Origin of the sequence: Bacteroides sp. (assembly GCF_030151085.1) — a bacterium.
Taxonomy (GTDB): domain Bacteria; phylum Bacteroidota; class Bacteroidia; order Bacteroidales; family Bacteroidaceae; genus Bacteroides.
This window is the reverse complement of the sequence record NZ_JASLER010000090.1, coordinates 1-22462: the sequence shown is the minus strand read 5'-3', so window position 1 is coordinate 22462 and position 22462 is coordinate 1. Positions and strand designations below refer to the sequence as shown.

The window sequence follows — 22462 nt, the reverse complement described above, 5'->3', positions numbered from 1 at the left end:
TCCCTTATTTCATTTCTTAGCAATAAAGATGAAATAAGGGCTTTTTTCTTTAATACTATGAGACTAGAACCCTGGAAAGTCATATCGATATTTGTGAGTAGTACTTTTGTTGATATGGAGGCAGAGCGTGATTATCTTCAACGAGTAGTAATCCCGGAACTAAATGAGTATTTCGCTCTGCGGCAAGTACAACTGAATATCATTGACCTTCGTTGGGGAGTTAAGACCAATGATCTCAAAGCTTTAGAAGAAAGAGAAAAGCTTGTATTGAAAGTTTGCTTGAATGAGATAAAGCGAAGCCGTCCATTCTTTATTGCTATGTTGGGAGATAGATATGGATGGATTCCATCTGTCAACCGCTTTCACTCCATTTGTGATTCCCTCTCGGAAAAAGAAAGAAACTTCCTCAGCTGTGGAGAAAACAAAAGTGTTACCGAACTGGAAATCTTCTTTGGAGCTATAAAGGCTGAAATCCCTGTTTCACATTGCCTGTTCTATTATCGAAGTGAGGCCTCTTATCAGAATATGGATATTGAAACAGCCTCCAAGTATAGAGATGTATGCTCTTCCTTACCTGACGAGGAAAAAAGAAACCGTATCAGACAATTGGCGGAGCTGAAGACAAATATACGTAGCTTCTGTGATGCCAATGATTTGAAAAATAACATCAATGAATATACTATCTCTTGGAACAATGACCATTTCGAAGGTCTTGAAAGATGGGGAAATATAATAAAGGAGCAACTTAGAAAAGAGATTGAGGCAGAGTTGCAGACGCACGAAGCTGTCGATTCATCGGAATGGAATTGGTATGATGATGAAGAAAAAGCGTTATCAGCATTTGTATCAGCCAATGCACAAAGATTTGAAGGCAGAAAGAAGTTAATTTCTTCTTTAAAGTCATTTGCCCTTTCGGAAGATTCGGATACGGATTCTCGGGTTAAAATCCTTACTGCATTTTCTGGTGCTGGAAAGAGTGCTGTGATGTGCCGCCTGTATGCTGAGTTATTGCAAGAATCAGCAGATGATACCATCTTTTTATTCGCTAGTGCCGGCATAACCCCTATTTCCACGAACATAGTACACATTCTTCAGCGTTGGAGTTTGCAGCTTTGTAGTAAGTTGGAGATTGAATATAGAGAGGAGCCTGAAGTAAGTCCCGGTCAGGAACCTTGGGCGGAACGGGTCAGGAAGCAATTTCTTTATTTAGCGACTGTAGCTCAATCTCAAGAATTGAAGATAGTTATTCTGCTCGATTCTTTAGATTCGCTATTGTATACTTCTATGTTGGCTCATCTCACTTTTTTGCCTAAGGAAGCCACCACCCTCATAACTTCCTTACCCGAACATCTGGATGAGTATCGGCAACTGGGATATGAAGTAGAAGACATGGACATTTTTTCTGTTGACGACGCTACCTCTATGATTCAAGCCACTTGCCGTATGAATTACAAAGATTTGCATCAGAGTGTTCTTTGTAGGTTACTGGAGAAAAGGAAGAAAAAATATTTTGCTCATAGTTCTCCTCTTTGGTTATCATTGGCTACCCAAGTACTTTTCTCATTAGATACAGATGATTTTGAGGCAATACGTAAAAGAAGTGAGGATAATAATGAAGACAAGATAGAGAATTACCTATGCAGTTTAATTGATTCATTTCCGGTAGATGCCGGTGAGCTATTTCTGTTTTTAGTAGAGAAGGCTGCGGCTTACTTTGGCGAAGACTTAACGAATTTAAGCCTGCAATACATTGCATCCTCTCAAAATGGATTGAGAGAAAAAGATTTATCTGCACTGTTGGGCGACAAGTGGGACGAACTGAAGTTTGCTTCGCTACGCCGTTGGTTGGGAAGCCTTATGCGTGAGCAAGGACATGATAAACGATGGAACTTCACACATCGCTTGTTATCTAAGGTATTGGATCAAGGGATTGCTAATCATCGCACTATAAGTAGCTATTTGTTCTCTTTGCCAGAAAATGATCCGTTGAGAGTGAATGAACTTATGTATCATCTGCTGAAAGGAAATGATAGAAAAGGAGCAGCCGATTACTATTCAAGGTTATCAGGAGCAGCGTTGATACAGGCATCAGAAGATTTGGCTGAGTATATGCTGGCTAATGAGGAGCAGAAGAAGTGGGTTATGACCATGTTGGAACAAAACATCGGTCAGAAAGCTTTCTTGCAACGTAATGTAAGCGAAGGTTTGGTTCGCGCATTGAATAGTAAGGGAGAATTGTCAACCAGTTCTGAAATATTGAAGTCGTATCTTGATAAAATAGAAAAGAAAGAACAGCTCGAAAAAGAAGAGGTCAAAGAAGCATATAAGATATGTAAGTTATTAATAGATAACGGACTTCACGAGGGACTAATTTCATCTATTCCGTATATCAGTCATTTGCCTATTTTAATAGCCCAATGTATTGCGGTACAAGATTCTTATCTATGGTTGCTTATGCAGCAACTCCGTATTCATGCGAGTTTGGCTACGGGGAATTTGAAGGATTTATCCAAGAATATCGTAAGTCTGTTTGAGAAGAGCAAAGAACTGCATAATAATGGTGTTGAAGCAGAAGGGACTGAGTTGCTTTATATAGATGCCTATTATTGTATGGCCCAACTAGGTCGGAAGCAAGAAGCTTGGGACAATGTTCTGGCAAATTATGTCCATTATATGAAAGCGGCAGTAAACTATATTCAGCGTGTACCGGATAACAAGGTTTTCTTTGTCCAACTACTTGAAGTGTATAGTAAGTCTGCACGTATTTACCTCTCTCAAAAAGAAGATGTGGAGAAAGCTAAAATATGTGCTAATCAATGCGTTAATTGGGCTTCTAAACTTTATGTGGAAGACGCTCGCAATATTGAGTGGATACATGCTTTGTCCGAGGCTTACTTGATTTTGGGAGATTGTGCATTGCGTAATGGCAATATTGATGAAATGATAGAGCACTGGAATATAGCTTTCAAGTACTATAAGATGGTGGAAACTGTTACGGCTTTAAAATTCCATATGTTGGCATTGCGCAATAAACGTAATCAGGCAGCATTACTATTTATGGAAGACTATAAGAAAGGATTGGCTGCTTATGATAAATTCCGTTTTCTTTCTCTTGCGTTAGCAACGCAGTGCATGGATGTGGAATTGTATGCATTGGTTATGGAAATTCAGGAAGGCTTACTGAACTTCTATAAAGAAAATCAATTGTATGGAAAAGCTTTTTCGTGCATTAGTAATATCGTTGTGTGCTTGCAGGGAATGGGTGTGATGACGAGACAATTGAGCAAATGGAAGGAGCGGAATGCGCAACTACGTAATGAAAAAGCTGAATTACGAATCTTGAGGACAAGAGAAAGACAAGCCAATAAATATATGCAGTTTTTGAATGAACAAAGTGACTTCCCCCTTGATGAGATATTTAATGAATATGCTAATCGGGAAGACCTTCTAAACATAGAACGCACAGTTATGGCTATTGCTTTTCTTCGAAGTGGTGATACGCACAAGGCGGAAGAGGAATTCTTGTCTCTTTACGGGCAGGATGAAATCTTTTTTCCTTTGCAGATACTCTGTTTGAAGAACCTGCTATACTGTCTGTTGCTTCATGACAAGCGGGATGATTTTGCAGCGATATATGAAGAACTGGGCAGTGAAGAAAGTAGAGATGAAGAGGTAACACAACTCCAGCATATCTATGAACAAGGAGGTAACCTCCCTAAAATGGGAGGTTATTGCCAAATCTGAGCCCTTATGAGTGTCGTTTAAAATATTGCTTCCTCATCCAGCGGTCAAACACAAAGAATAGGGGAACTGCCAATATTAGTAGAATATAGATTGAAGGAATCTGTATTTCTTTGATGTTCAATACTGTATTCGGTGTAAAAGCTTCTCGAATACTGTCTCCAAAATAAATAATCAATCCCGCAATGCTACCTCCTACCAAAAGAATGGCAGCAACAATCATGGCAAAGAAGGTTCTGCGCTCTACTTTCTTCTCATGCAGACGTATAGCCTCTTCTATTTTCTGCATGGTTTGGTAGGCAAAGTTAGAAGGTAGTTTGAAATTATATGCTCCCTTCACTGCCTTTTTCAATCCTTTATCTTTTACTTCTTGGTTCATACTTCCTCCTGTTTCATAAGAACATAAATCTTTTTACGTATGCGGTGCAATTTTACTTTGGCATTGCTTTCTGTCAAACCTAAAATAAGTGCAACCTCGTTCAGTGGTTTCTCCTCGTGATAGAATAGAGTGATTAATGCCCGTTCATCCGAGTTGAGTTGTTCTATAGCCCTGTTTAGTTCTAAAATTCGTTCTTCTCCTTCTTCATTCAATGCTTGGTCTACTTGCTGGTCGGATATATTGGCAAGTAGTGCATCATCCATGTTAAAGGTATCATATTTCTTTTTTCGTGCATGAGATATAGCCGTATTATAAGCAATAGAATATATCCATGTGGAAAAAGAACTGTTTCCTTTGAAAGACGAGAGATGCTGAAAGGCCTTTAAAAAAGTGTCTTGCGTCAACTCCTCAGCATCTTCTTGATTGGCGACGATACGGACAATCAAGGTAAAAACCTGTTGACCGTATGCATTCAGGAAATTCTCGTATAGAGCAGTTTCACCATTCAAGATTCGCTGGATAATATGTATATCGCTGTCTTTCATTTTGTCTATTAGACGCACGTATATTAATTAGGTTACATAATTAGAAGAAAAAAATATTTTCAGCAAAAAGTGTAACCTGATAGAAACCATTGCGTCTAAAGTGTACAAAGAAACGAAAATACTAACTTAAAACGAAACGAATATGATGGATTTTATTATGGTACCTGCGGTACTTACAGTTTGTATGATTGGTGTTTACAAATTGTTCGAGTTATTTGTTTGCAAGAAAGAAAGGATCATGCTTATTGAGAAAATGATCGATCAGTCTTGTCCCCCTAAATTGCCGACTTCACAATTCATGGGCAATTTCTCCTTTTCGGCTTTGAAAATAGGTTGTCTTCTTACGGGTATGGGATTCGGATTATTGCTTGGGTATCTTATTTGCTATGGTACAATACCCAATTATCCGGCAGCAAATTTAGATAATTGGACCAGTCGGGAGACTATCTCTTTGATTTATGGTGCATGCGTGCTAGGCTTTGGTGGGATTGGTCTTATTGCAGCTTTTATTACGGAGTTAAAGCTCAATAAGAAATAATAAGGATAACAATTGTGTGAGACGAGGTGTAACGATATAGGTTATGCCTCGTTTCTTATATATGAGTACATTCTTTATAAATTGAAAGAAAATACCGACCTTTGTTTCAGAAATTAGAAAAACAGTAAACAATGAGTCGCAAAGAAGAATATAAAAAGCAGAACGAGCAGTTTTTGGAAGCATTACGTTCAGAACAAGATATCAAAGAATTGGCAGCCGGTGTACTTTATCGGGTATTGGAGATGGGACAAGGAAATAATACACCTCGTCTTAATAGCATCGTTTCTGTACATTACAAAGGAACATTGATCAATGGGCGTGAGTTTGATAATTCCTGGAAAAGGAATTGTCCGGAAGCCTTCCGTTTGAATGAAGTGATTGAAGGATGGCAGATTGCTTTGCAGCAGATGCATACAGGAGATCATTGGATTGTCTATATTCCTTATACTGTGGGATATGGCACACGTACTAGTGGTCCCATTCCAGCCTATTCAACTTTAATATTTGAGGTGCAATTATTGAGTATTGCCTAAAGTGAACAATATTTCTTCTTCCCTTGTTAGCATAGCAGAAACTAAAATTCAATAGGTATGAAAACAGAGAAGAATGAAAAGAAGGTGAATACTCAGGAGGCATCACCTCAGTCTGTCAAGCCACAGGCTAATGAAAAAGGTCTTGTTCCGGGACAACAGATCGGATTGTACAGCAAAGCAAATCAGAAAGAGATTCGTCAAGTCGTCAAGATCTTGAATCCTGATATGAGTAGCATGGAGAGCAGAGGTTAATCGTATTGAATAATCCGGCAAATCTGTTCGGCAGTTCTTCTGATGTTTGCTTTGGCAACCGTAGGTATCATAGCTTGTTTTAATGAAATGGGAGAGGGGGTAATGGAAAATACCCCCTGAAATCCTGCATTATTCAATTCATGCACATCTTCTATACTGCCGGACAAGAGTATAACAGGAATCTTTTGTTTCCGAGCTTCTTCCAATATGCCCCAAGGTACTTTTCCCATTAAGGATTGTCGGTCAGACTTTCCTTCTCCGGTAATAATAAGATCGGCATCCTTTATCTTTTCCGAGAAATGAAGGGTATCTAATAGTAATTGAATACCGGGTTTAAGTTCAGCATTTAAAAAAGCTAATAAACTGCCACCCATACCGCCTGCTGCACCTGCACCTTGGTGAAGGGATATATCCTTCCCGGTATGTTTACGTATAACTTCGGCGAGTTGTTGCATTGCAGAATCCAGTCTCAGCACCATTTCCTGATCCGCTCCCTTTTGTGGAGCAAAGATAAATGCCGCACCATCTTTACCATAGAAAGGGTTTTGTACATCACAAGCTGCCATAAACCGTGATTCCCTTATTGCGGGATGGATATTAGAAGAATCAATGGAAGCAACATCGGACATGGATGCTCCGTTCATCGGAATTTTTCTTTCGATACATCCTATCTTTTCTCCGTCTTTGTTCAGAAATTGGTAGCCTAATGCTTGCAACATGCCCAATCCGGCATCATTGGTAGCACTACCTCCCAACCCTATAATAAAATTACGGCAACCAAGTTCCAAAGCATCCAGTATGAGTTCTCCTGTTCCGTATGTAGTAGTCAGCATAGGGTTGCGCCGGTCTGCCGGAACTAGAGGCAGTCCGCTGATAGCAGCCATCTCTATAAGAGCAGTACGGCCATCACCGGAGATTCCATAACGGGCATCTTGCATTACCATTAAAGGATCATGTGCAGCAATCACCCTATATTTTCCATTGGTTGCTGATATCAGTACATCCAGCATACCTTCACCACCGTCTGCTACTGGCAGGACGATTGTTTTACATCCGCGGCAGGTGGCATGAACTCCTTTTTCGGCAGCTTTTCCGGCTTCAAGGGAGGTGAGGCATCCTTTAAAGGAGTCTATGGCAATTACGATCTTCTTCATATAACAAAACTTATTCTCAGGCAAAGATATGCACAAAATATATAGGAACCATTTATTTGCCGGACGAACCTAAAATAATTTTATATCTTTGCTGCATGAGCGAAGATATGTATAAAACCATTGCTGCCCCTTCCGAGGGCATTTATACAGAGAAGCGTAGCAAGTTTATCGCTATCGCTTTGCCGGTGCGTACGGTAGAAGAGATAAAAGCGCACCTGGAAACTTATCAGAAGAAATATTACGATGCGCGCCATGCATGCTATGCCTATATGCTGGGACACGAGCGCAAAGACTTTCGTGCCAATGATAACGGAGAACCTTCCGGTACGGCAGGAAAGCCCATTCTGGGACAAATCAATTCCAATGAACTGACGGATATTCTGATCATTGTAGTCCGTTACTTCGGAGGTATCAAACTAGGTACAAGCGGACTGATTGTTGCCTATAAAGCTGCTGCCGCTGAGGCTATTGCTGCTGCCGATATTATAGAAAAGACGGTTGACGAAACTGTTACCGTACTTTTTGAATATCCTTTTATGAACGATGTAATGCGTATTGTTAAAGAAGAAGAACCGGAAATGTTGGAACAATCCTACGATATGGATTGCCGGATGACACTTCGCATTCGAAAGTCAATGATGCCCAAATTGCAAGCACGTTTGGAAAAAGTAGAGACTTTACGTTTTGAGGAAGCGTAAAGTCTCATATATCAAGAAGATTATTCAGTTTCTTTCAGAGATAAATCACTGAAGTATATTTTTCGGTGAGTGCCATCACAAAATGGTTGTTTATAGGAACGTCCACATCGGCATAAGGCAATTCTGCCTTTTTTTATTTCCGTCTTTCCTTCTCTGTTTATCAACTTGAATTTACCTTCTACTATAAAGGGACCATTTGGTGTAGCTGCAATAGCTACTACATTATCTTCATTTTCCATAATACGAGTGTTGAATTTTACTTATTTGTTTAAACAGACCCTTATGGAAATAGTTTATCAATTCCCTTTCTTTTGTATGGATTTACTTATCTTTGTGCGCATTTAATAAAAATTCAAGTAGATATGGCATTTGAAGCGACCAAACGTGAATTGGGTGAACTCTATACGTTCTTCCGCCTGTTGGCAGATGGAAAAGTTTCTTTGGGCACACCGAAAGCTCAGAAGGATGAAACAAAGTGTTGGCCCATTGCGCTGATACAGAGAGAAGAACATGACGATACACGCCGTTATTACATAAACGAAGAAGAAGTGCGTATTCTCAGCGGTACGACGGAAAAGAATGGTGCTTTCCTACCATCGGAAAAGGAACCGCTATCCATTCCCCGAGAAGATTTTGCTGCTGCCGCAGAGATTGTCTTCCATCATTTAAAGAACATCCCCGGTGAGGAAATCGAAATATCCGAAGGTTTGGAGGCTTTTCTCGATGCAGTCAACATCTTCGACCTCGAAGCTAAAACTGAAGATCGTACCGATTTCTCTGTTGCTTTTTGGCACTCTGACGCTCCGTTGACGGGCTTCAATGTCCGTTGCCGTCTTAGTCCTATGAATCCTTTACTGGATGGTGGTCGTACGGCCAATCTGAAACTGGAACAAAGTGGTGTCAAATTTGCTGTTCCCACTGTCAATAAAGTAAATGCTCTGCCGGAATCTCCTACGGAAGTTGCTGAGCGCATGATGATGATAGAACGTTTAGGAGGTGTTTTGAAATACTCTGATGTAGCCGACCGTGTATTTCGCAGTAATCTATTGATGGTAGACCTTCACTTCCCCCGTATGTTGGCAGAGATGGTACGCATCATGCATTTGGATGGAACAACTCGTGTCAGCGAACTGACGGAGCGTATCAAAGAGATGAATATTCTGAAAATAAAAGACGAACTGATAAATAAGCATGGCTTCTATGAGTTTAAAATGAAACAGTTCCTTTTGGCGCTTGCCCTTGGCATGCGACCTGCAAAGATATATAATGGTACGGACTCTGCCGTAGAAGGCATGTTCCTTACAGATACTAACGGTGAAGTACTTTGTTATCACCAATCCGAGCGCCGAACTTTTGCCGACTTCCTTTTCCTAAATACCCGCTTCGAGAAAAGTTCTGTAGATAAAGATAAGTACGGTTTTCTGGAACGTGAAAATGGAGTTTATTACTTTAAATTGAATGTAAAGATAGGATTGATAAAACGATGAGAAGTAGTTTGCGGAAGGTACGGTATTGATCGTTAAGTACTAAATACCCGAAGGGAGGTGCCATATAGGTAATTAATCATACATGAGTCAATCTGTATAATTCTGCACCTTCTCCCTCGGGGCACTCTTCACAGAGTGGAATAACTGCAATCTTATTTCTGCAAATTGATAATACCGCTATCTGTATCGCTGTTGTCCAGTGTCTTGTTACCTGCTTTGTGTTTGCGACCGAATTCAAACGTATAGCCAACACGGAGCACGAACATTTGCCCCGTCTCTCTTACAAATGTTTCCGATCGGAAAGGAGCAACTGAACTGATTCTTTCTTTTCCTACTTTATAGTTGTTGGTAAATGGGAACATTACTCCCAGTCCTGCCTGAAAATTCTGTTTGGTATACATTGCCATAAGTACTGTTTGATTCTCACTTTTCTTGATGGTTTCACCGTACAGATAATTTTGTACTTTACGGAATTGTCCTCCTAAAGAGACATTTTTATATTGCAGTTGTACCATCAAATTGTAGTAAAAGTCGTTGTATGTATGGCTATATTGCAAACCTTCCGACCAAGTGCGGGTACAGCCTACTGAGGCATAGAGCGTCAGAAAATCTTTCAGACCGAAAAGGTTGGCTCCGTTGGTTCCGATCATCAACTCCCCATTAAGACTTTGATAGGACTTCTGATTTTCGTCCATCAATATCAGCTTGCTGTTTTCTACGAATACACTCTCCATGATGGGATTGTCATAGTATTGGTGACGTATGCTCAGATTAGCATTGAACTTCTTCTTCGAGTAGCTGTAAGACAAAGAATTCGTGAACTGTTGGTAAGTTTTCAGCAGCGGATTACCTCGTACTATTTGCAGAGTATCTATTGCCTGCTCCACATCCGTCAGCGCCCCCAAAGACGGTATGGCCGGACTGATATTGAAACGATAGCGCAAGAAACCTGCTTTCTTCAAGTTATAACTCAATCGTACGGTAGGGGTAAAGGTATAGTAGGTATGATCCTCATCTCCTTCTTTGAACCAGGCACGCGTCATGCCCACACTGCCTGCATAACTGAAATCTTTCACTTTGCCTTGCACTTCGAAAAAGGCAGATGTTTGTGTCTGATCCATTTTAGATATGGTGGGATTCGAACCTTTGTATTCATTCTCTGTTCTCATCTGGTAATGACGGACGCCACCACTTAATTTCACATCATTGAAACTCTTATCGTAGATGGCTTCACCAATGACCGATTGTTTGTCACCATCCACAAGTGTCAGGATGTCTGCCAGCGGTTCGCTTTCTTTTTGGTATTCTTTATATTTCCGGTTGTTTTTGGTATGTATCAATGTTCCTGTTACGTTTAGTTGTATGCTTTGCTGGTGAGGCAGGGTGTGCTGGAAGTAAAGGTCAAGTGCCGGAGAATAACTGGATGTATGATTATGGGTATAGGAGAAGATGGATTCACTGCTTCCTACCGCCCACATCTTGTTCAGTTCGTTTTGATAAGGCGCGTTGTTGATGTTGTTCCGGAAGATTGCATTGAATACATACTTTTCTGGTTTGGTTAAGTTGTAGGTAAGGTTCAGATTATTAATCAAGCTAAGTGTAGTCGATTCATCTTGAATACCTTCTTTGATCCGGTCTATGGTACGGTCTCCCAGAAAGAAGGTCTCCTGAGATTCTAAGCGACTATGATATTTTCCGTTTTTATTGAAAAAATCAATTCCCCATTCAGAGTTTTTATAATTGAATTTCGCAGCCAGGAAATTCTCTCCCCAAAGTGTATGGGGTGAATCTGAAAATTGAAAGTTCACAATACCTCCTGTCTCACGGCGTTTTAGGATGATATTGACAACAGCACCCAATTCTTCATCACCATATTGTTTTCCGGGATCTTCAATGAACTCCACACGTAAAATATCTTTCGCTCTTATGGCAGCCAGTTCTTTATCTGTTACTTTGATACCGTTGACACGGGTTTGTACAGTTCCACCGCCGCTGATACTCATGTTATTGGTGAATTTATCCACCTGGAGGCGGGCAATTCCCAGATTGTCCAATAGGTCGTATGCACCGAAAGAGCGTTTCAGTTGACTTTCCGAAGGCAATATTATTTGTCTGTCGACTCGTTGCAGTACATTACTTGCCGACACTGTGACTTCTCCTAAACTTACTGCATCTTCCTGAAGGGCGATATCTCCCAAGTCGATATTCTTATTCAGATTCAACAGAAGGATTTCACTCCGGTAGCCAATGAAAGAGACGGATAATCGATAATTGCCTTGTTTTATTTTGTGAAGGGCAAATTTACCTTGTGCGTCCGAAGTTACTCCCGTAACCAGGGTAGAATCTGTTGCCCACAAAGATACATTAGCGGCTATGATTGCTTCTTGAGAGGCATCTGTAACACGTCCTTTTATGGATAGCGTTTGAGCCTTCGTACTGAGTACGGAGAAGAACACCAGTAGTAAAAAAAGTTTTGTTTTCATATTTATTCGTATTAGTATATTATTATTGTTGTAGGGATGTAAAGGTTACTCCTCCCTGTAGGGGAAGATTCTATGTGTTGTATTTCAGATGTTTACTCTTTCTTCGGCTATGCGATGAATACTATGACTGTACGAAGGAATTAATATTGTACATCAGTGTAACTACTTTTACAATAATAAGCCCAAAGAGGAGTCCGAAGGTTATCCATAGCGCAATCTTTGCATATCTCTTCATGAACTGTTTTTTTTAAGATTATTATATCGTTCTATTATTTCGTCTATGCTGATACCGAGTAGCTCCATATGCCGGAAGGTATCAGCAAGTTGATTATCAAAAAACTCTTTCTTCTGTATCTTCATCACCTTTTTCACGGCATCCTTTGAGAGATAGAAACCCATGCCTCGTTCAGGATAGATGATATTTTCTGCTTGTAGGTATTCGTAAGCTTTCAGTACAGTACGCGAGTTTACCGCGAGTTGTGCAGATAGCTCTCTGACCGAGACAACTCGCTCTTCCGCATGCCATTCGCGGGTGAGTATCTTGCTGAAACAGAAATCAACAATTTGCTGGTATATCGGTTTGTTGGCCTTGAAATCCATAGCTTATAGTTGTTTTTCCTTTAACAGGAAGTAGCTTGATATCCATGAGCCGAGTACAAAGCAGATAGGAACTGCATAGTTACAGAAGTTCACAATAGCCAGTGTAGTGGCTGACAGAGGATAGTTGGTACGTGGCCAAGTGCCTAAGTTGTCCACCCAATAACCTTCCGGTGCATTTTCGGGCATTAAAGTTATTATTAGCAATATGATTCCCATACAGATTGAGAAAATGGCAACTGATATTGCTAAACTTTTCAGTAGCAACTGCCGTTTAAAGCCGAAGTATCCGATGAAGAAAGTAGCTTGCAGAATACTAAAGGTTATTATATAGTCTTTGGATATTATATAGGATGCGATATCTCTAGAGAAAATCTTTAAATAAGTGATGTCGGTTAATGAAAACAAACCTTTTAAACAGAGTATCAGTAGGGCACAGAAAGCAGGAAGCAGTAACAGGTATTTTATCCAGATGTGCAGGAACTTTTCAAATACTGAGGCTGGCAGTAGTATATAGAGGGTGGAATTGCGCTTAGTGAGGTTTGATTCCAACAAGCAGGGAGCAATGAGGAGAAACCAAATGGTATATTTCACAAAGCTGGTGGCAGATGATTGTTTGCTTAAATAGGCTGCCCCGTGATTGAGGTCGAACAATATACATAACAGGCAGATGCTAAAGACTATACAAGCACTCCATAGCAGATGCTTGCAGGTTTCTTGCAGGTTGTATTGTTCCAGCAAAAGGAAGCGTTTCAGATTGAGAGTTGCGTTCATTTACTTAGTTTGTTGAGTTCCTATTTGAATAATTCTTTTATCTTGCCGGGTTGTTGCATCACGGCTTTGTATAATAGTTCGATGTCAGGTGTGTTCTCTTCTTCCTCTTCATTGGGCAAGATGGAGAAGTAACCCGACAAATCTTGTTCGCTGTAAATGCATTCTTCGGGCAGTTGGCTGGTGTGGACAAACAGCAACCGGGAACTAATTTCATCCAGCGAGCGGTTCAGAAGTATTTCGCCTTTTCCCAAGATAATCAGGTGGTCGAGTAGATTTTCTATATAATGTGCCTGATGGGTAGAGATAAGCAGTGTACCGTCATCGTCTGCACTGCGGCTGATAATACGTTTCAGACTTTGGCAGGCAGTGATATCCAGTCCATTGGTCGGTTCATCGAGAATGGTGAGCGGAGTATGCAAGGCGAGGGCATAGGCAAGCATGGCTTTCTTCTGCTGACCGAAAGAAACAGTGGTGAGTTTCTGATCTCCGTCAATCAGTAGTTCTTCCAGGTTCTGCTCGAATTCTTTTCTGTTGAAACGAGGATAGAATACAGAATGTGTGGCGGCAAATTTACGGATGCTCTTGTCCGGTATCTGCATTTCTTCGGGCAGAAAGAAGTAATTACTCAGGACTTCGGGCTTTCGCTCTGCTGTGTTTTTTCCGTTTAGGATGCATTCACCTTTCCACGGGAAAAGTAGTCCGCAAAGTAGATGTATCAATGTTGATTTTCCTATACCGTTTTCTCCTAGAAGTCCATAAATTCCAGTACCTATTTCAAGAGATATACTGTTGAAAATAGGATACTTAGACTTATAACCGTAGCTTACGTTTTCTATCTTTATCATAATTTGCTTAGTGTTGCACTGATGTACAACACTGCAAACGTAAAAGAAGAAAAAGAAAGATACAAGGAAAGTAGGAAAAGATTAATGTTTTTTAGCAAATCTACCTGTAAGCAATTCTTGTAGTGGCTCAATCTACATCAGTATATGCCACAAAGCTACTATATGACAAACCGACCCACCCAATACAAAGATGTGGAATACGGAATGTGTATATCGTATGTTCCGTATAGAAAAGAAAATTGCTCCTGTAATGTAGCATACGCCTTCGGCTATAATCCAATAGCAGGCAATGGGTGCAACATTAAATAAAGGTTTGAAGGCAACCAGTATAGATAAACCCATAACAATAAAGCAGACCGTTTCCACATAGCTATGTTCCTCCATTTCACGGAAGCTCACTATGGTACCCGCAATGGCACATAACCAACTGAAGCAGAACAATCCCCATCCCCAAACTCCTACATCACGGAGCACGGTGAGCGTGACGGGTGAAAAGCTGCCTGCAATGTGCCAATATATGGCTGCATGATCCCACTGGCGCAATCGCTTCTTCCACGGATTATGATGTTTTTGTGTATGATAGAGAGTAGAAGCGAGGTACGAACCGCCCATTCCGAAGAAGTAAAGACAAACACCGAAAGCCCCCCAAAAGTCTTCGTTTTGATAGCAGTTTACGAAGAATAGTGTACATACGATTAATCCCATCCCAAAGCCAAGACCATGAGAAATGGCATTGAATTGTTCTTCTCTTTTAGTATAGAATAGTCCGTTTCGTTTTCTGTTCATCTGGTTACTGATTTTAGAATCGCAACTGCAAAGGTAAGCAAAAAGTAGAAAAAAAGGGTAGAATTCAGTCATTAAGATAGTTTGATATTTATGCTCAAACTTTTCATACTACTGCGTGTTGTTCTTTCCTAACTCCTAACTATGAATGGATATGGCAACAAAAAAAGTAGCAAAACAGTTGGTCGAAACATTGGTGAATGCCGGTGTAAAACGCATTTACGCTATTACTGGCGATAGTTTGAATGAAGTAAATAATGCCGTAAGACAGAATGGTAATTTAGAATGGATACATGTCCGACATGAAGAAACCGGAGCATACGCTGCCGGTGCTGAAGCCCAACTAACAGGTAAACTGGGATGTTGTGCCGGTAGTAGCGGTCCGGGACATGTACATCTTGTCAACGGATTATACGATGCCCATCGTTCGGGTGCTTCGGTGTTGGCTATCGCTTCTACAATTCCTACCTCGCAATTCGGTACGGACTATTTTCAGGAAACTCATCCCATTCATCTTTTTGATGGATGCAGTTACTATAATGAAGTAGCGGAAACGGCTCAACAATTCCCCCGCATGCTACATTCGGCTATACAGAATGCGATATCCAGAAGAGGGGTAGGAGTAATAGGCTTGCCCGGTGATTTAGCTGCTTCTCCTGTTGCTGAAGTAGATTCTTCTGAGGATAATTACCGTATAGAATCACAGATTGTGCCTTCACCCGAAGAATTGACAGAACTGGCAGGATTGCTGAATGGTTCTAATAAGATAACTTTGTTTTGTGGCATTGGATGTGAAGGTGCCCATACGGAGGTCATTGAACTTGCCAATATATTGAAGGCTCCTGTTGCATATACATTCCGTGGAAAGATGGAGGTGGAATATGATAATCCTTATAAGGTGGGCATGACGGGTTTGCTTGGTGTTCCGTCGGGTTATATCAGTATGCATGAAGCTGAGATATTGGTGATGCTTGGTACTGATTTCCCGTATTCTGCTTTTCTGCCTAAAAATAGTAAGATAGTGCAGATAGATATCAATGCCGAACGCTTGGGAAGAAGGGCTAAGGTAACCCAAGGGCTATGCGGAGATGTGAAGTTGACATTGCAGGCATTATTGCCTTTATTGGTAAAGAAGACCGATGACAGTTTCCTTCATCGGCAATTGAAGATTTATGAAAAAGTATGTAAAGCTCTCTCAGAATATGTTCTCGATAAAGGTAGTGAGGGGAAGATTCATCCTGAATATGTGATGTCGGAGATTAGCCAATGGGCTACACAAGACGCTATCTTTACGGTAGATACAGGCATGACTTGTGTCTGGGCAGCTCGCTATCTGGCGGCTACGGCCGGGCGTTCTATGTTAGGATCGTTCAATCATGGTTCTATGGCCAATGCACTTCCACAATCGATAGGTGCAGCTTTGGCTTGTTCCGAAAGGCAGGTATGGGCATTGTGTGGAGATGGCGGTTTGTCAATGTGCATGGGCGATTTGGCGACTGTTGCCCAGTATAAACTTCCGATTAAAATTATCGTATTCAATAATCGGGCTTTGGGCATGGTAAAATTAGAAATGGAAGTAGCAGGTTTACCAGACTGGCAGACGGATATGTACAATCCCGATTTTGCCATGATAGCCCGTGCTATGGGAATGCGTGGACTTACGGTGGGGCATCCGGATGAAATGGAGGTTGCCTTGCGGGAAATATCGCTTACCGAGGGTCCGATATTAGTGAACGTATTGACTGATCCCAATGCACTTGCCATGCCTCCGAAAGTTGAATTTGAACAAATGGTCGGATTTACCAAGTCTATGTCCAAACTGATGATAATGGGGCGGTCTCAGGAGGTGATTGATACAGTGGAATCGAATATCAAACATATTGTTATACCATAGCGTTTGAGTATATCTATAGGTTTGTTCATTATGCTTTATTCTTAGTATTTATTTTTTCAGCACGAAAGAGTGCTGTTATTGCAGTTGGCATTCCGGCAGGAGGGTAATAGTAGGCAGAGGGCTGCCAAGAGGAGTAGGGGATGAGTGTTTTTCATATTGTTATATTCTTCCTTTTACAAATATTCCCCCGGGGAGACCGGGGGAATATAATGATAAGAGTTATGATCGTTTTAGAAGCACCCGTAGCACGTAGGCAGCAATTTACGGTCACCCAACGTGTTATCAATGCGTGCCACGTTCACCCAGAACTTGTTTTCGCGTACGCTTTCAATGGGATAAGCGGCTTTTTCGCGAGAGTAGCTATGGTTCCATTCGTTAGCAACTACTTCATATTCGGGATGCGGAGCATTTATCAGCACATTGTCTTCCTTACTTGCTTTACCTTCTTTCACTTCCTGAATCTCTTGCCAGATAGTAAGCATTACAGTAATGAAGTTATCCAATTCAGCAAGGCTTTCACTTTCCGTAGGTTCTATCATTAAAGTGCCATGTACGGGGAAGGAGAGGGTAGGAGCATGATAACCGTAGTCCATCAGACGTTTGGCAATGTCTCCTTCGTTGATACCTGTTTCTTCGAAGACTTTGCGGCATTCCAAGATCATTTCATGACCTACAAAACCATTGGCTCCTCTATAAACGATGCCATACGTTTCGTTGAAATAGCTAGCCATGTAATTGGCATTCAATATCGCAATCTTGGTGGCACGTGTCAGCCCTTCACTTCCCATCATGCGGATGTAACCGTAAGTAATGGGCAGAACACCTGCACTTCCAAACGGAGCAGCAGATACTTCATTGGTAGAGTTGCCGAACAGACCGTGTCCCGGTAAGAACGGAACCAAATGCTCAGCTACGCAGATAGGACCAACACCGGGACCACCACCACCGTGAGGTATGGCAAACGTTTTATGCAAGTTCAAGTGGCAAACATCTGCACCGATAAAGCCGGGATTGGTCAAACCAACTTGTGCATTCATATTGGCACCATCCATATAGACTTGTGCACCACAAGCATGGATAATATCACAGATTTCTACAATTTCAGTTTCAAAGATACCATGTGTAGAAGGATATGTAATCATCAATGCGGCGAGATCCTCTTTATTCTCTTCAGCTTTGGCACGAAGGTCATCCATATCTACATTTCCATGATCGTCGCAAGCGCAGATCACAGTTGTAAATCCGGCTTGAATAGCCGAAGCCGGGTTGGTTCCATGTGCCGAAGCAGGTATCAGAACCTTACTACGATGTCCTTGTCCGATGCTTTCTAAGTAAGCACGAATGACACGTAAACCTGCATATTCACCGGCTGCACCGGAATTGGGTTGCAAGCTGACACCTGCAAATCCTGTAATTGTTTTCAGCTCTTCACTCAGGTTACGAATCAGTTCGCGGTAGCCTTCAGCCTGGTCTTCCGGAACCAGCGGATGTATGCTCGTAAATTCGGGACGACTGAGGGGAAGCATTTCGGCTGCTGCATTCAATTTCATGGTACACGAACCGAGTGAAATCATGGAGTGGGCCAGCGAAATGTCCTTGCGGTCCAGACGCTTGATATAACGCATCATCTCTGTTTCCGTATGGTACTTATTGAACACCTCGTGTGTCAGATAAGCACTTTCACGTTTTAAAGCTTTCGGTAAAGTGCAGCAATCGGGGATTTCATTCGTTTTGGTATAATCTTGTCCGGCAGCAATGGCAAAGATAGAAAGCAATACATTAACAGCAGCTACATCGGTAGTCTCATCAATACTCATGCCTACATCTCCATTCTTAAAGTAGCGCAAGTTTACTTCTTTGCTCAAAGCTATGGTACGGATTTGTTGTGCCGATACCGTATCGGGCAGCGCAAAGCGGAGAGTACCGAAGTATTGCTTGTTGATTTGTTTATAACCCAACTTATTAATGGTCTTTTCCAGATAAGCGGCAATGCTGTGAATACGTTCGGCAATGGCACGAATACCTTCCGGTCCGTGATATACGGCGTAGAAGCCTGCCATTGTAGCCAGTAAGGCTTGTGAAGTACAGATATTGGAGGTTGCCTTTTCGCGCTTGATGTGTTGTTCGCGGGTTTGCAGAGCCATGCGGTAACACATCTTGTCGTATTTGTCCTTGGACCATCCTATGATACGTCCCGGCATATTACGTTTATACTCATCGCGGGCAGCGAAGAATGCGGCTGACGGACCTCCATAGAACATTGGCGTACCGAATCTTTGTGTGGTGCCGAATACAATATCCGCTCCCCATTCTCCCGGAGGAGTGAGTAAGGCAAGGCTTAATATATCGGTGGCAACAGCTACTTTGCAATTAGCATCATGCGCTTTTTCTACGAAAGCACGGAAGTCTTCCACGTTTCCGCTGGCATTGGGGTACTGCAATATGCAGGCGAATACATCCGGAGTGAACTCCATTTCTTCAAATTTGCCGGTACGTAGCTCGATGCCTTGTGGAATAGCACGGGTAGTCATTACTGCCAATGTCTGCGGGAAGATATTTTCATCCACGAATACCACGTTAGCTCCCGACTTCTGCATATCACGCGGGCGGAGACTATACATCATCGCTACAGCTTCAGCGGCAGCGGTAGCCTCATCCAACAAGGAGCAATTAGCAAGTGGCATAGCGGTAAGGTCGCATACGGCAGTCTGAAAATTCATAAGTGCTTCCAGGCGTCCTTGCGAAACTTCCGCCTGATAAGGAGTATAGGAGGTGTACCATACAGGATTCTCGAATACATTCCGTTGGATAACGGCAGGAGTGATGGTATTGTACCAACCCATACCGATGTAAGTAGTGTAGAGTTTGTTCTTGGCAGCCAGTCCGGCTATATGTTGCCCGAACTCATATTCCGTCATAGCTTTGGGTAAAGCCAACGGCTCTTTCAAACGGATGTTTGCAGGAATGGTCTTGTCGATCAACTCGTCCAGACTTTTCACTCCGATTTTGCGGAGCATCTGTTCCTCATCCTTTGCACTGATGCCAATGTGGCGGTTTGCAAAAATATCGTTTCTCATATTGGTAAATATTTAAGTGATTTTTTGGTTCTAACGAAAAAACGGGTTCTCCGCCTTCTCTATTCCAATCGTAGTCGGTGCTCCATGTCCCGGGTAGACAATCGTGTCATTGGGCAATATGAACAGACGGCTGCAAATATGTTCTATCAGTTCATCGAAGTTTCCTCCGGTGAGGTCGGCACGTCCTATGCTTCCCTGGAATAATACGTCGCCGGAGAACATGCAGTGGTCTGCGGCACAATAAAATACCAAACTTCCCGGAGAATGCCCGGGCACGTGGATGGCTTCCAGACTAGTATTGCCAAAAGTAATAATGTCCCCATCATGCAAGTAGGTGCCCAATGGTACAGGAGCCTCTTGCAACTGGAAACCATACATACGGCTCTGCTTGGGTGCTTCATCGATCCAAAACTCATCTGCCTGATTGGCTTCCGCTTTTAAACCGAACTCCTTCAGCATAAAAGGATTTCCGAAGATATGATCCAAATGCAAATGCGTATTCAACAGATGCTTTACGTTCAGCTCATTATTGATAATAAAGTTCTTCAACGCTAGCTTCTCTTCTTCATAGAAACAACCAGGATCGATAACGGCTGCTTCGTTTGTTTCGTCCCAAAGTACGTAACAGTTCTCTGGGAACATATTAAATTCAAATCTCTTTATCTTCATGCTATAGAATTATGATTTCAGATTTATGACTTATCACCTTTCAACTCTCAACTTTTACCTCTCAACTAGCAACGTAGACTACTTTCTTGGTTTTGAAGAATTCTTCCTCGAAAATATCCTTTAAATCCCACATCGTAGTCTTGTTCTTGAAAGGCATGGCTTCATGTTCCAATTCGCCGCCCTTCAGGCAAATCAGCCCGTTGGGTATGGAGTTTTGTTGCTTGGGAGTGATATTCTTGCGGATTATCTTTAATAAGTCGGTCAGTGGCATCACTGCGCGACTTACAACAAAATCGAATAGCTGCTTTTCTTCTTCGGCACGTGCATGACGGAAGGTGACGTTTTTTAGTCCGATACTGTTGGCTACTTCAGTGGCTACTCTTACCTTTTTGCCTATGCTGTCTACCAAGTGGAAACTGACTTCGGGAAAGAGTATAGCTAACGGAATGCCCGGAAAGCCACCTCCTGTGCCGAGATCCATAATCTTTGTACCCGGTTTAAAGTTGATGACTTTGGCTATTCCCAAAGAGTGTAGTACGTGGTGTTCGTACAGATTTTCAATATCCTTACGCGAAATAACGTTTATTTTAGAGTTCCAGTCCAGATAGAGGTCATAGAGTGCAGCGAACTGCTTTTGCTGTTCCTCCGTCAGATCCGGGAAATATTTTAGAATAAGTTCCATGTGGTTGATTACAAATTACGAATTATAAATTACGAATTACAATTTATGAGTTGCGTACTTCATTAAGTACCATGCAGTCGTCACTCAGCAAGTGCTGCATTACATCATACGGCAGGGTAATTTTAATAGGACCCATTACGTAAGGAGCAATTTCATAAACATTATAATAGAAAGTGATACCTTCTTTGCTGAGGTAGAAGTTTTCGGTAGGTTCCAGATCGCCGGTAGTGGCATATCCCATATCTTCCAATTCCTGACGGGTGGTTACTTTGTTGTCAGCCATTAATTGGTTCCATAATAAATCGGTCAAAGATTCATTATAGTCGCTTATGAACAAGTCGTCCAGCCGAATGGGGCTAAGTGTCCGCAAATCCATATTGAGATAGGTTGCCATATAAATGCCATGAGCACCACCGGTATATTCGTTATAGTTTATGCGGTAAATGAGCAGATTTTTGAGATATAGCTGAACATGGCCTTCGATTCCTTTATAATAAGAATACCATGCTTCCATGGTAGCGTCATCTTCTTTCTCCTGTTCATCCTTTTGGTACATCGGTTCCAAATCTTTGAGATAATCACTGACGTACTTTTCGGCATATTTTTTTACGGCTTCCTCAGGCTTCATCGTAAGGTACTTTTCGCCGAAGCAGGCAGAAAGGAAGAAAGTGTTCAAACTATCTTTCAATTTTACGTCGGATGATTGGGTAGCATACGTAAAGTTGATGACAAGGTTACATGCCGGTTTGGCGGTATCTCCAAAGAGATGGGCTGTTTCATTCACTTGTATGCTATCAAACTCCAACGCTCCGGTATTTTTGTTCATGGTGTTACCGCAAGAAAAGAAAAAGCCACTTGTCGCAAGCAGAAGGACAAGTAAGCTGACAGTTTGCTTTTTCATATCGAATTTTGTTTATAAATCATCATATTAATGAAAAATCTTTATCGACAAATATAGAACTAATTAACGAACTGCACGCATAAAAAAAGAAAAAATAATTGCGTGGGACGGTTAAAACATTCTATCTTTGCGTTTGTTTAAAATGACATGAAGAAACTCCGCTACATACTTGCTATCCTGTTTTCCTCCCTTATTATTATAAGTGGAGTAGGGGTTTCTATTATGCATTATTGCTGTGCCGGATGCGAAACGACGCAAAGTTGTTGTTCTACCGGTTGTGACAAATGTGATAAGTCTCATCATGCTTCGCAAGAGAGTTGTAAGGATGTTGGTTGTACGGCTATTCATTATAAGGTAGATTTGGTAAAGTATGCGCAAGACACACTATCCATACTGCCTTACTTTACGTTGGTTTGCCAGCAGTTGCCTC

General features: G+C 41.6%; 21 protein-coding genes. 8 read left to right on the top strand and 13 right to left on the bottom strand.

What is annotated here, in order from left to right; genetic code table 11:
* Positions 1–57 precede the first annotated feature (57 nt).
* Positions 58–3744 (top strand): DUF4062 domain-containing protein, encoded by a 3687-nt coding sequence (locus tag Q1W14_RS18745; protein WP_300704204.1) that lies wholly within the window; start codon positions 58–60, stop codon positions 3742–3744.
* Positions 3745–3748: 4 nt separating this feature from the next.
* Here the strand turns inward: Q1W14_RS18745 and Q1W14_RS18740 are convergent, their stop codons facing one another.
* Together Q1W14_RS18740 and Q1W14_RS18735 are read right to left on the bottom strand one after the other, a co-directional pair.
* Complete coding sequence (locus Q1W14_RS18740; RefSeq protein ID WP_300704203.1) at positions 3749–4120, bottom strand: hypothetical protein; 372 nt, start codon at positions 4118–4120, stop codon at positions 3749–3751.
* A complete protein-coding gene (locus Q1W14_RS18735) occupies positions 4117–4665 on the bottom strand; it encodes a sigma-70 family RNA polymerase sigma factor (protein WP_300704202.1) in 549 nt (182 codons plus the stop codon). Before Q1W14_RS18735 ends, Q1W14_RS18740 begins: the two co-directional genes overlap by 4 nt.
* 142 nt (positions 4666–4807) lie before the next feature.
* On the opposite strand from Q1W14_RS18735, the gene Q1W14_RS18730 reads away from it, so the two are divergent.
* The 3 genes from Q1W14_RS18730 (at position 4808) to Q1W14_RS18720 (ending at position 5988) form a co-directional block, all read left to right on the top strand.
* Positions 4808–5203 (top strand): DUF6249 domain-containing protein, encoded by a 396-nt coding sequence (locus Q1W14_RS18730; protein ID WP_300704201.1) that lies wholly within the window; start codon positions 4808–4810, stop codon positions 5201–5203.
* A 131-nt stretch (positions 5204–5334) separates the two neighbouring features.
* Complete coding sequence (locus Q1W14_RS18725) at positions 5335–5736, top strand: FKBP-type peptidyl-prolyl cis-trans isomerase (RefSeq protein ID WP_300704200.1); 402 nt, start codon at positions 5335–5337, stop codon at positions 5734–5736.
* 57 nt (positions 5737–5793) lie between these two features.
* Entirely contained in the window at positions 5794–5988 is a 195-nt protein-coding gene (locus tag Q1W14_RS18720) for a hypothetical protein (RefSeq protein WP_300704199.1), read from the top strand.
* On the opposite strand, the gene Q1W14_RS18715 is transcribed toward Q1W14_RS18720, so the two are convergent.
* On the bottom strand, positions 5985–7142 hold the full coding sequence (locus Q1W14_RS18715; RefSeq protein WP_300704198.1) for a glycerate kinase: 1158 nt from the start codon (positions 7140–7142) through the stop codon (positions 5985–5987). The two genes, Q1W14_RS18720 and Q1W14_RS18715, sit on opposite strands and share 4 nt — an antisense overlap.
* A gap of 95 nt (positions 7143–7237) precedes the next feature.
* Between Q1W14_RS18715 and Q1W14_RS18710 the strand changes: the two genes are divergently transcribed.
* Entirely contained in the window at positions 7238–7840 is a 603-nt protein-coding gene (locus tag Q1W14_RS18710; protein ID WP_300704197.1) for a YigZ family protein, read from the top strand.
* Positions 7841–7860: 20 nt separating this feature from the next.
* On the opposite strand, the gene Q1W14_RS18705 is transcribed toward Q1W14_RS18710, so the two are convergent.
* The gene (locus Q1W14_RS18705; protein ID WP_294589836.1) at positions 7861–8079 is read right to left on the bottom strand and encodes a CDGSH iron-sulfur domain-containing protein; all 219 of its coding nucleotides are present in this window, start codon (positions 8077–8079) and stop codon (positions 7861–7863) included.
* Between the two features lie 123 nt (positions 8080–8202).
* On the opposite strand from Q1W14_RS18705, the gene Q1W14_RS18700 reads away from it, so the two are divergent.
* On the top strand, positions 8203–9327 hold the full coding sequence (locus Q1W14_RS18700; RefSeq protein ID WP_300704196.1) for an HpaII family restriction endonuclease: 1125 nt from the start codon (positions 8203–8205) through the stop codon (positions 9325–9327).
* Positions 9328–9479: 152 nt separating this feature from the next.
* Here the strand turns inward: Q1W14_RS18700 and Q1W14_RS18695 are convergent, their stop codons facing one another.
* The 5 genes from Q1W14_RS18695 to Q1W14_RS18675 form a co-directional block, all read right to left on the bottom strand.
* Positions 9480–11810 (bottom strand): TonB-dependent receptor, encoded by a 2331-nt coding sequence (locus Q1W14_RS18695; protein ID WP_300704195.1) that lies wholly within the window; start codon positions 11808–11810, stop codon positions 9480–9482.
* A 231-nt stretch (positions 11811–12041) separates the two neighbouring features.
* A complete protein-coding gene (locus Q1W14_RS18690) occupies positions 12042–12410 on the bottom strand; it encodes a GntR family transcriptional regulator (RefSeq protein WP_300704194.1) in 369 nt (122 codons plus the stop codon).
* Positions 12411–12413: 3 nt separating this feature from the next.
* A complete protein-coding gene (locus tag Q1W14_RS18685) occupies positions 12414–13181 on the bottom strand; it encodes a hypothetical protein (protein WP_300704193.1) in 768 nt (255 codons plus the stop codon).
* A 20-nt stretch (positions 13182–13201) separates the two neighbouring features.
* Positions 13202–14026, bottom strand: coding sequence for an ATP-binding cassette domain-containing protein (locus Q1W14_RS18680; protein ID WP_300704192.1), 825 nt, complete (start codon positions 14024–14026; stop codon positions 13202–13204).
* Positions 14027–14158: 132 nt separating this feature from the next.
* Complete coding sequence (locus Q1W14_RS18675) at positions 14159–14812, bottom strand: hemolysin III family protein (RefSeq protein WP_300704191.1); 654 nt, start codon at positions 14810–14812, stop codon at positions 14159–14161.
* Between the two features lie 145 nt (positions 14813–14957).
* On the opposite strand from Q1W14_RS18675, the gene Q1W14_RS18670 reads away from it, so the two are divergent.
* Positions 14958–16703 carry a thiamine pyrophosphate-dependent enzyme gene (locus Q1W14_RS18670; protein WP_300704190.1) on the top strand — a complete coding sequence of 582 codons (1746 nt, stop codon included), beginning with the start codon at positions 14958–14960 and terminating at the stop codon, positions 16701–16703.
* 230 nt (positions 16704–16933) lie between these two features.
* On the opposite strand, the gene gcvP is transcribed toward Q1W14_RS18670, so the two are convergent.
* From gcvP to Q1W14_RS18650, 4 genes are all read right to left on the bottom strand, one after another.
* Positions 16934–19780, bottom strand: coding sequence for an aminomethyl-transferring glycine dehydrogenase (gene gcvP, locus Q1W14_RS18665; RefSeq protein WP_300704189.1), 2847 nt, complete (start codon positions 19778–19780; stop codon positions 16934–16936).
* A 30-nt stretch (positions 19781–19810) separates the two neighbouring features.
* Positions 19811–20449, bottom strand: coding sequence for an MBL fold metallo-hydrolase (locus Q1W14_RS18660; protein ID WP_300704188.1), 639 nt, complete (start codon positions 20447–20449; stop codon positions 19811–19813).
* Between the two features lie 61 nt (positions 20450–20510).
* Positions 20511–21131 (bottom strand): 16S rRNA (guanine(527)-N(7))-methyltransferase RsmG, encoded by a 621-nt coding sequence (rsmG, locus tag Q1W14_RS18655; protein WP_300704187.1) that lies wholly within the window; start codon positions 21129–21131, stop codon positions 20511–20513.
* A gap of 43 nt (positions 21132–21174) precedes the next feature.
* Positions 21175–22032 carry a DUF3298 and DUF4163 domain-containing protein gene (locus Q1W14_RS18650; protein WP_300704186.1) on the bottom strand — a complete coding sequence of 286 codons (858 nt, stop codon included), beginning with the start codon at positions 22030–22032 and terminating at the stop codon, positions 21175–21177.
* Positions 22033–22179: 147 nt separating this feature from the next.
* Here Q1W14_RS18650 and Q1W14_RS18645 point away from each other — a divergent pair.
* The coding region (locus tag Q1W14_RS18645; RefSeq protein ID WP_300704185.1) for a hypothetical protein at positions 22180–22462 on the top strand (283 nt) is incomplete at its 3' end.

Bases quoted from the DNA above. Each gene is read 5' to 3' on its own strand.
- Q1W14_RS18745 (WP_300704204.1), top strand. From the start codon at position 58: ATGAGACTAGAACCCTGGAAAGTCATATCGATATTTGTGAGTAGTACT.
- Q1W14_RS18740 (WP_300704203.1), bottom strand. From the start codon at position 4,120: ATGAACCAAGAAGTAAAAGATAAAGGATTGAAAAAGGCAGTGAAGGGA.
- Q1W14_RS18735 (WP_300704202.1), bottom strand. From the start codon at position 4,665: ATGAAAGACAGCGATATACATATTATCCAGCGAATCTTGAATGGTGAA.
- Q1W14_RS18730 (WP_300704201.1), top strand. From the start codon at position 4,808: ATGATGGATTTTATTATGGTACCTGCGGTACTTACAGTTTGTATGATT.
- Q1W14_RS18725 (WP_300704200.1), top strand. From the start codon at position 5,335: ATGAGTCGCAAAGAAGAATATAAAAAGCAGAACGAGCAGTTTTTGGAA.
- Q1W14_RS18720 (WP_300704199.1), top strand. From the start codon at position 5,794: ATGAAAACAGAGAAGAATGAAAAGAAGGTGAATACTCAGGAGGCATCA.
- Q1W14_RS18715 (WP_300704198.1), bottom strand. From the start codon at position 7,142: ATGAAGAAGATCGTAATTGCCATAGACTCCTTTAAAGGATGCCTCACC.
- Q1W14_RS18710 (WP_300704197.1), top strand. From the start codon at position 7,238: ATGAGCGAAGATATGTATAAAACCATTGCTGCCCCTTCCGAGGGCATT.
- Q1W14_RS18705 (WP_294589836.1), bottom strand. From the start codon at position 8,079: ATGGAAAATGAAGATAATGTAGTAGCTATTGCAGCTACACCAAATGGT.
- Q1W14_RS18700 (WP_300704196.1), top strand. From the start codon at position 8,203: ATGGCATTTGAAGCGACCAAACGTGAATTGGGTGAACTCTATACGTTC.
- Q1W14_RS18695 (WP_300704195.1), bottom strand. From the start codon at position 11,810: ATGAAAACAAAACTTTTTTTACTACTGGTGTTCTTCTCCGTACTCAGT.
- Q1W14_RS18690 (WP_300704194.1), bottom strand. From the start codon at position 12,410: ATGGATTTCAAGGCCAACAAACCGATATACCAGCAAATTGTTGATTTC.
- Q1W14_RS18685 (WP_300704193.1), bottom strand. From the start codon at position 13,181: ATGAACGCAACTCTCAATCTGAAACGCTTCCTTTTGCTGGAACAATAC.
- Q1W14_RS18680 (WP_300704192.1), bottom strand. From the start codon at position 14,026: ATGATAAAGATAGAAAACGTAAGCTACGGTTATAAGTCTAAGTATCCT.
- Q1W14_RS18675 (WP_300704191.1), bottom strand. From the start codon at position 14,812: ATGAACAGAAAACGAAACGGACTATTCTATACTAAAAGAGAAGAACAA.
- Q1W14_RS18670 (WP_300704190.1), top strand. From the start codon at position 14,958: ATGGATATGGCAACAAAAAAAGTAGCAAAACAGTTGGTCGAAACATTG.
- gcvP (WP_300704189.1), bottom strand. From the start codon at position 19,780: ATGAGAAACGATATTTTTGCAAACCGCCACATTGGCATCAGTGCAAAG.
- Q1W14_RS18660 (WP_300704188.1), bottom strand. From the start codon at position 20,449: ATGAAGATAAAGAGATTTGAATTTAATATGTTCCCAGAGAACTGTTAC.
- rsmG (WP_300704187.1), bottom strand. From the start codon at position 21,131: ATGGAACTTATTCTAAAATATTTCCCGGATCTGACGGAGGAACAGCAA.
- Q1W14_RS18650 (WP_300704186.1), bottom strand. From the start codon at position 22,032: ATGAAAAAGCAAACTGTCAGCTTACTTGTCCTTCTGCTTGCGACAAGT.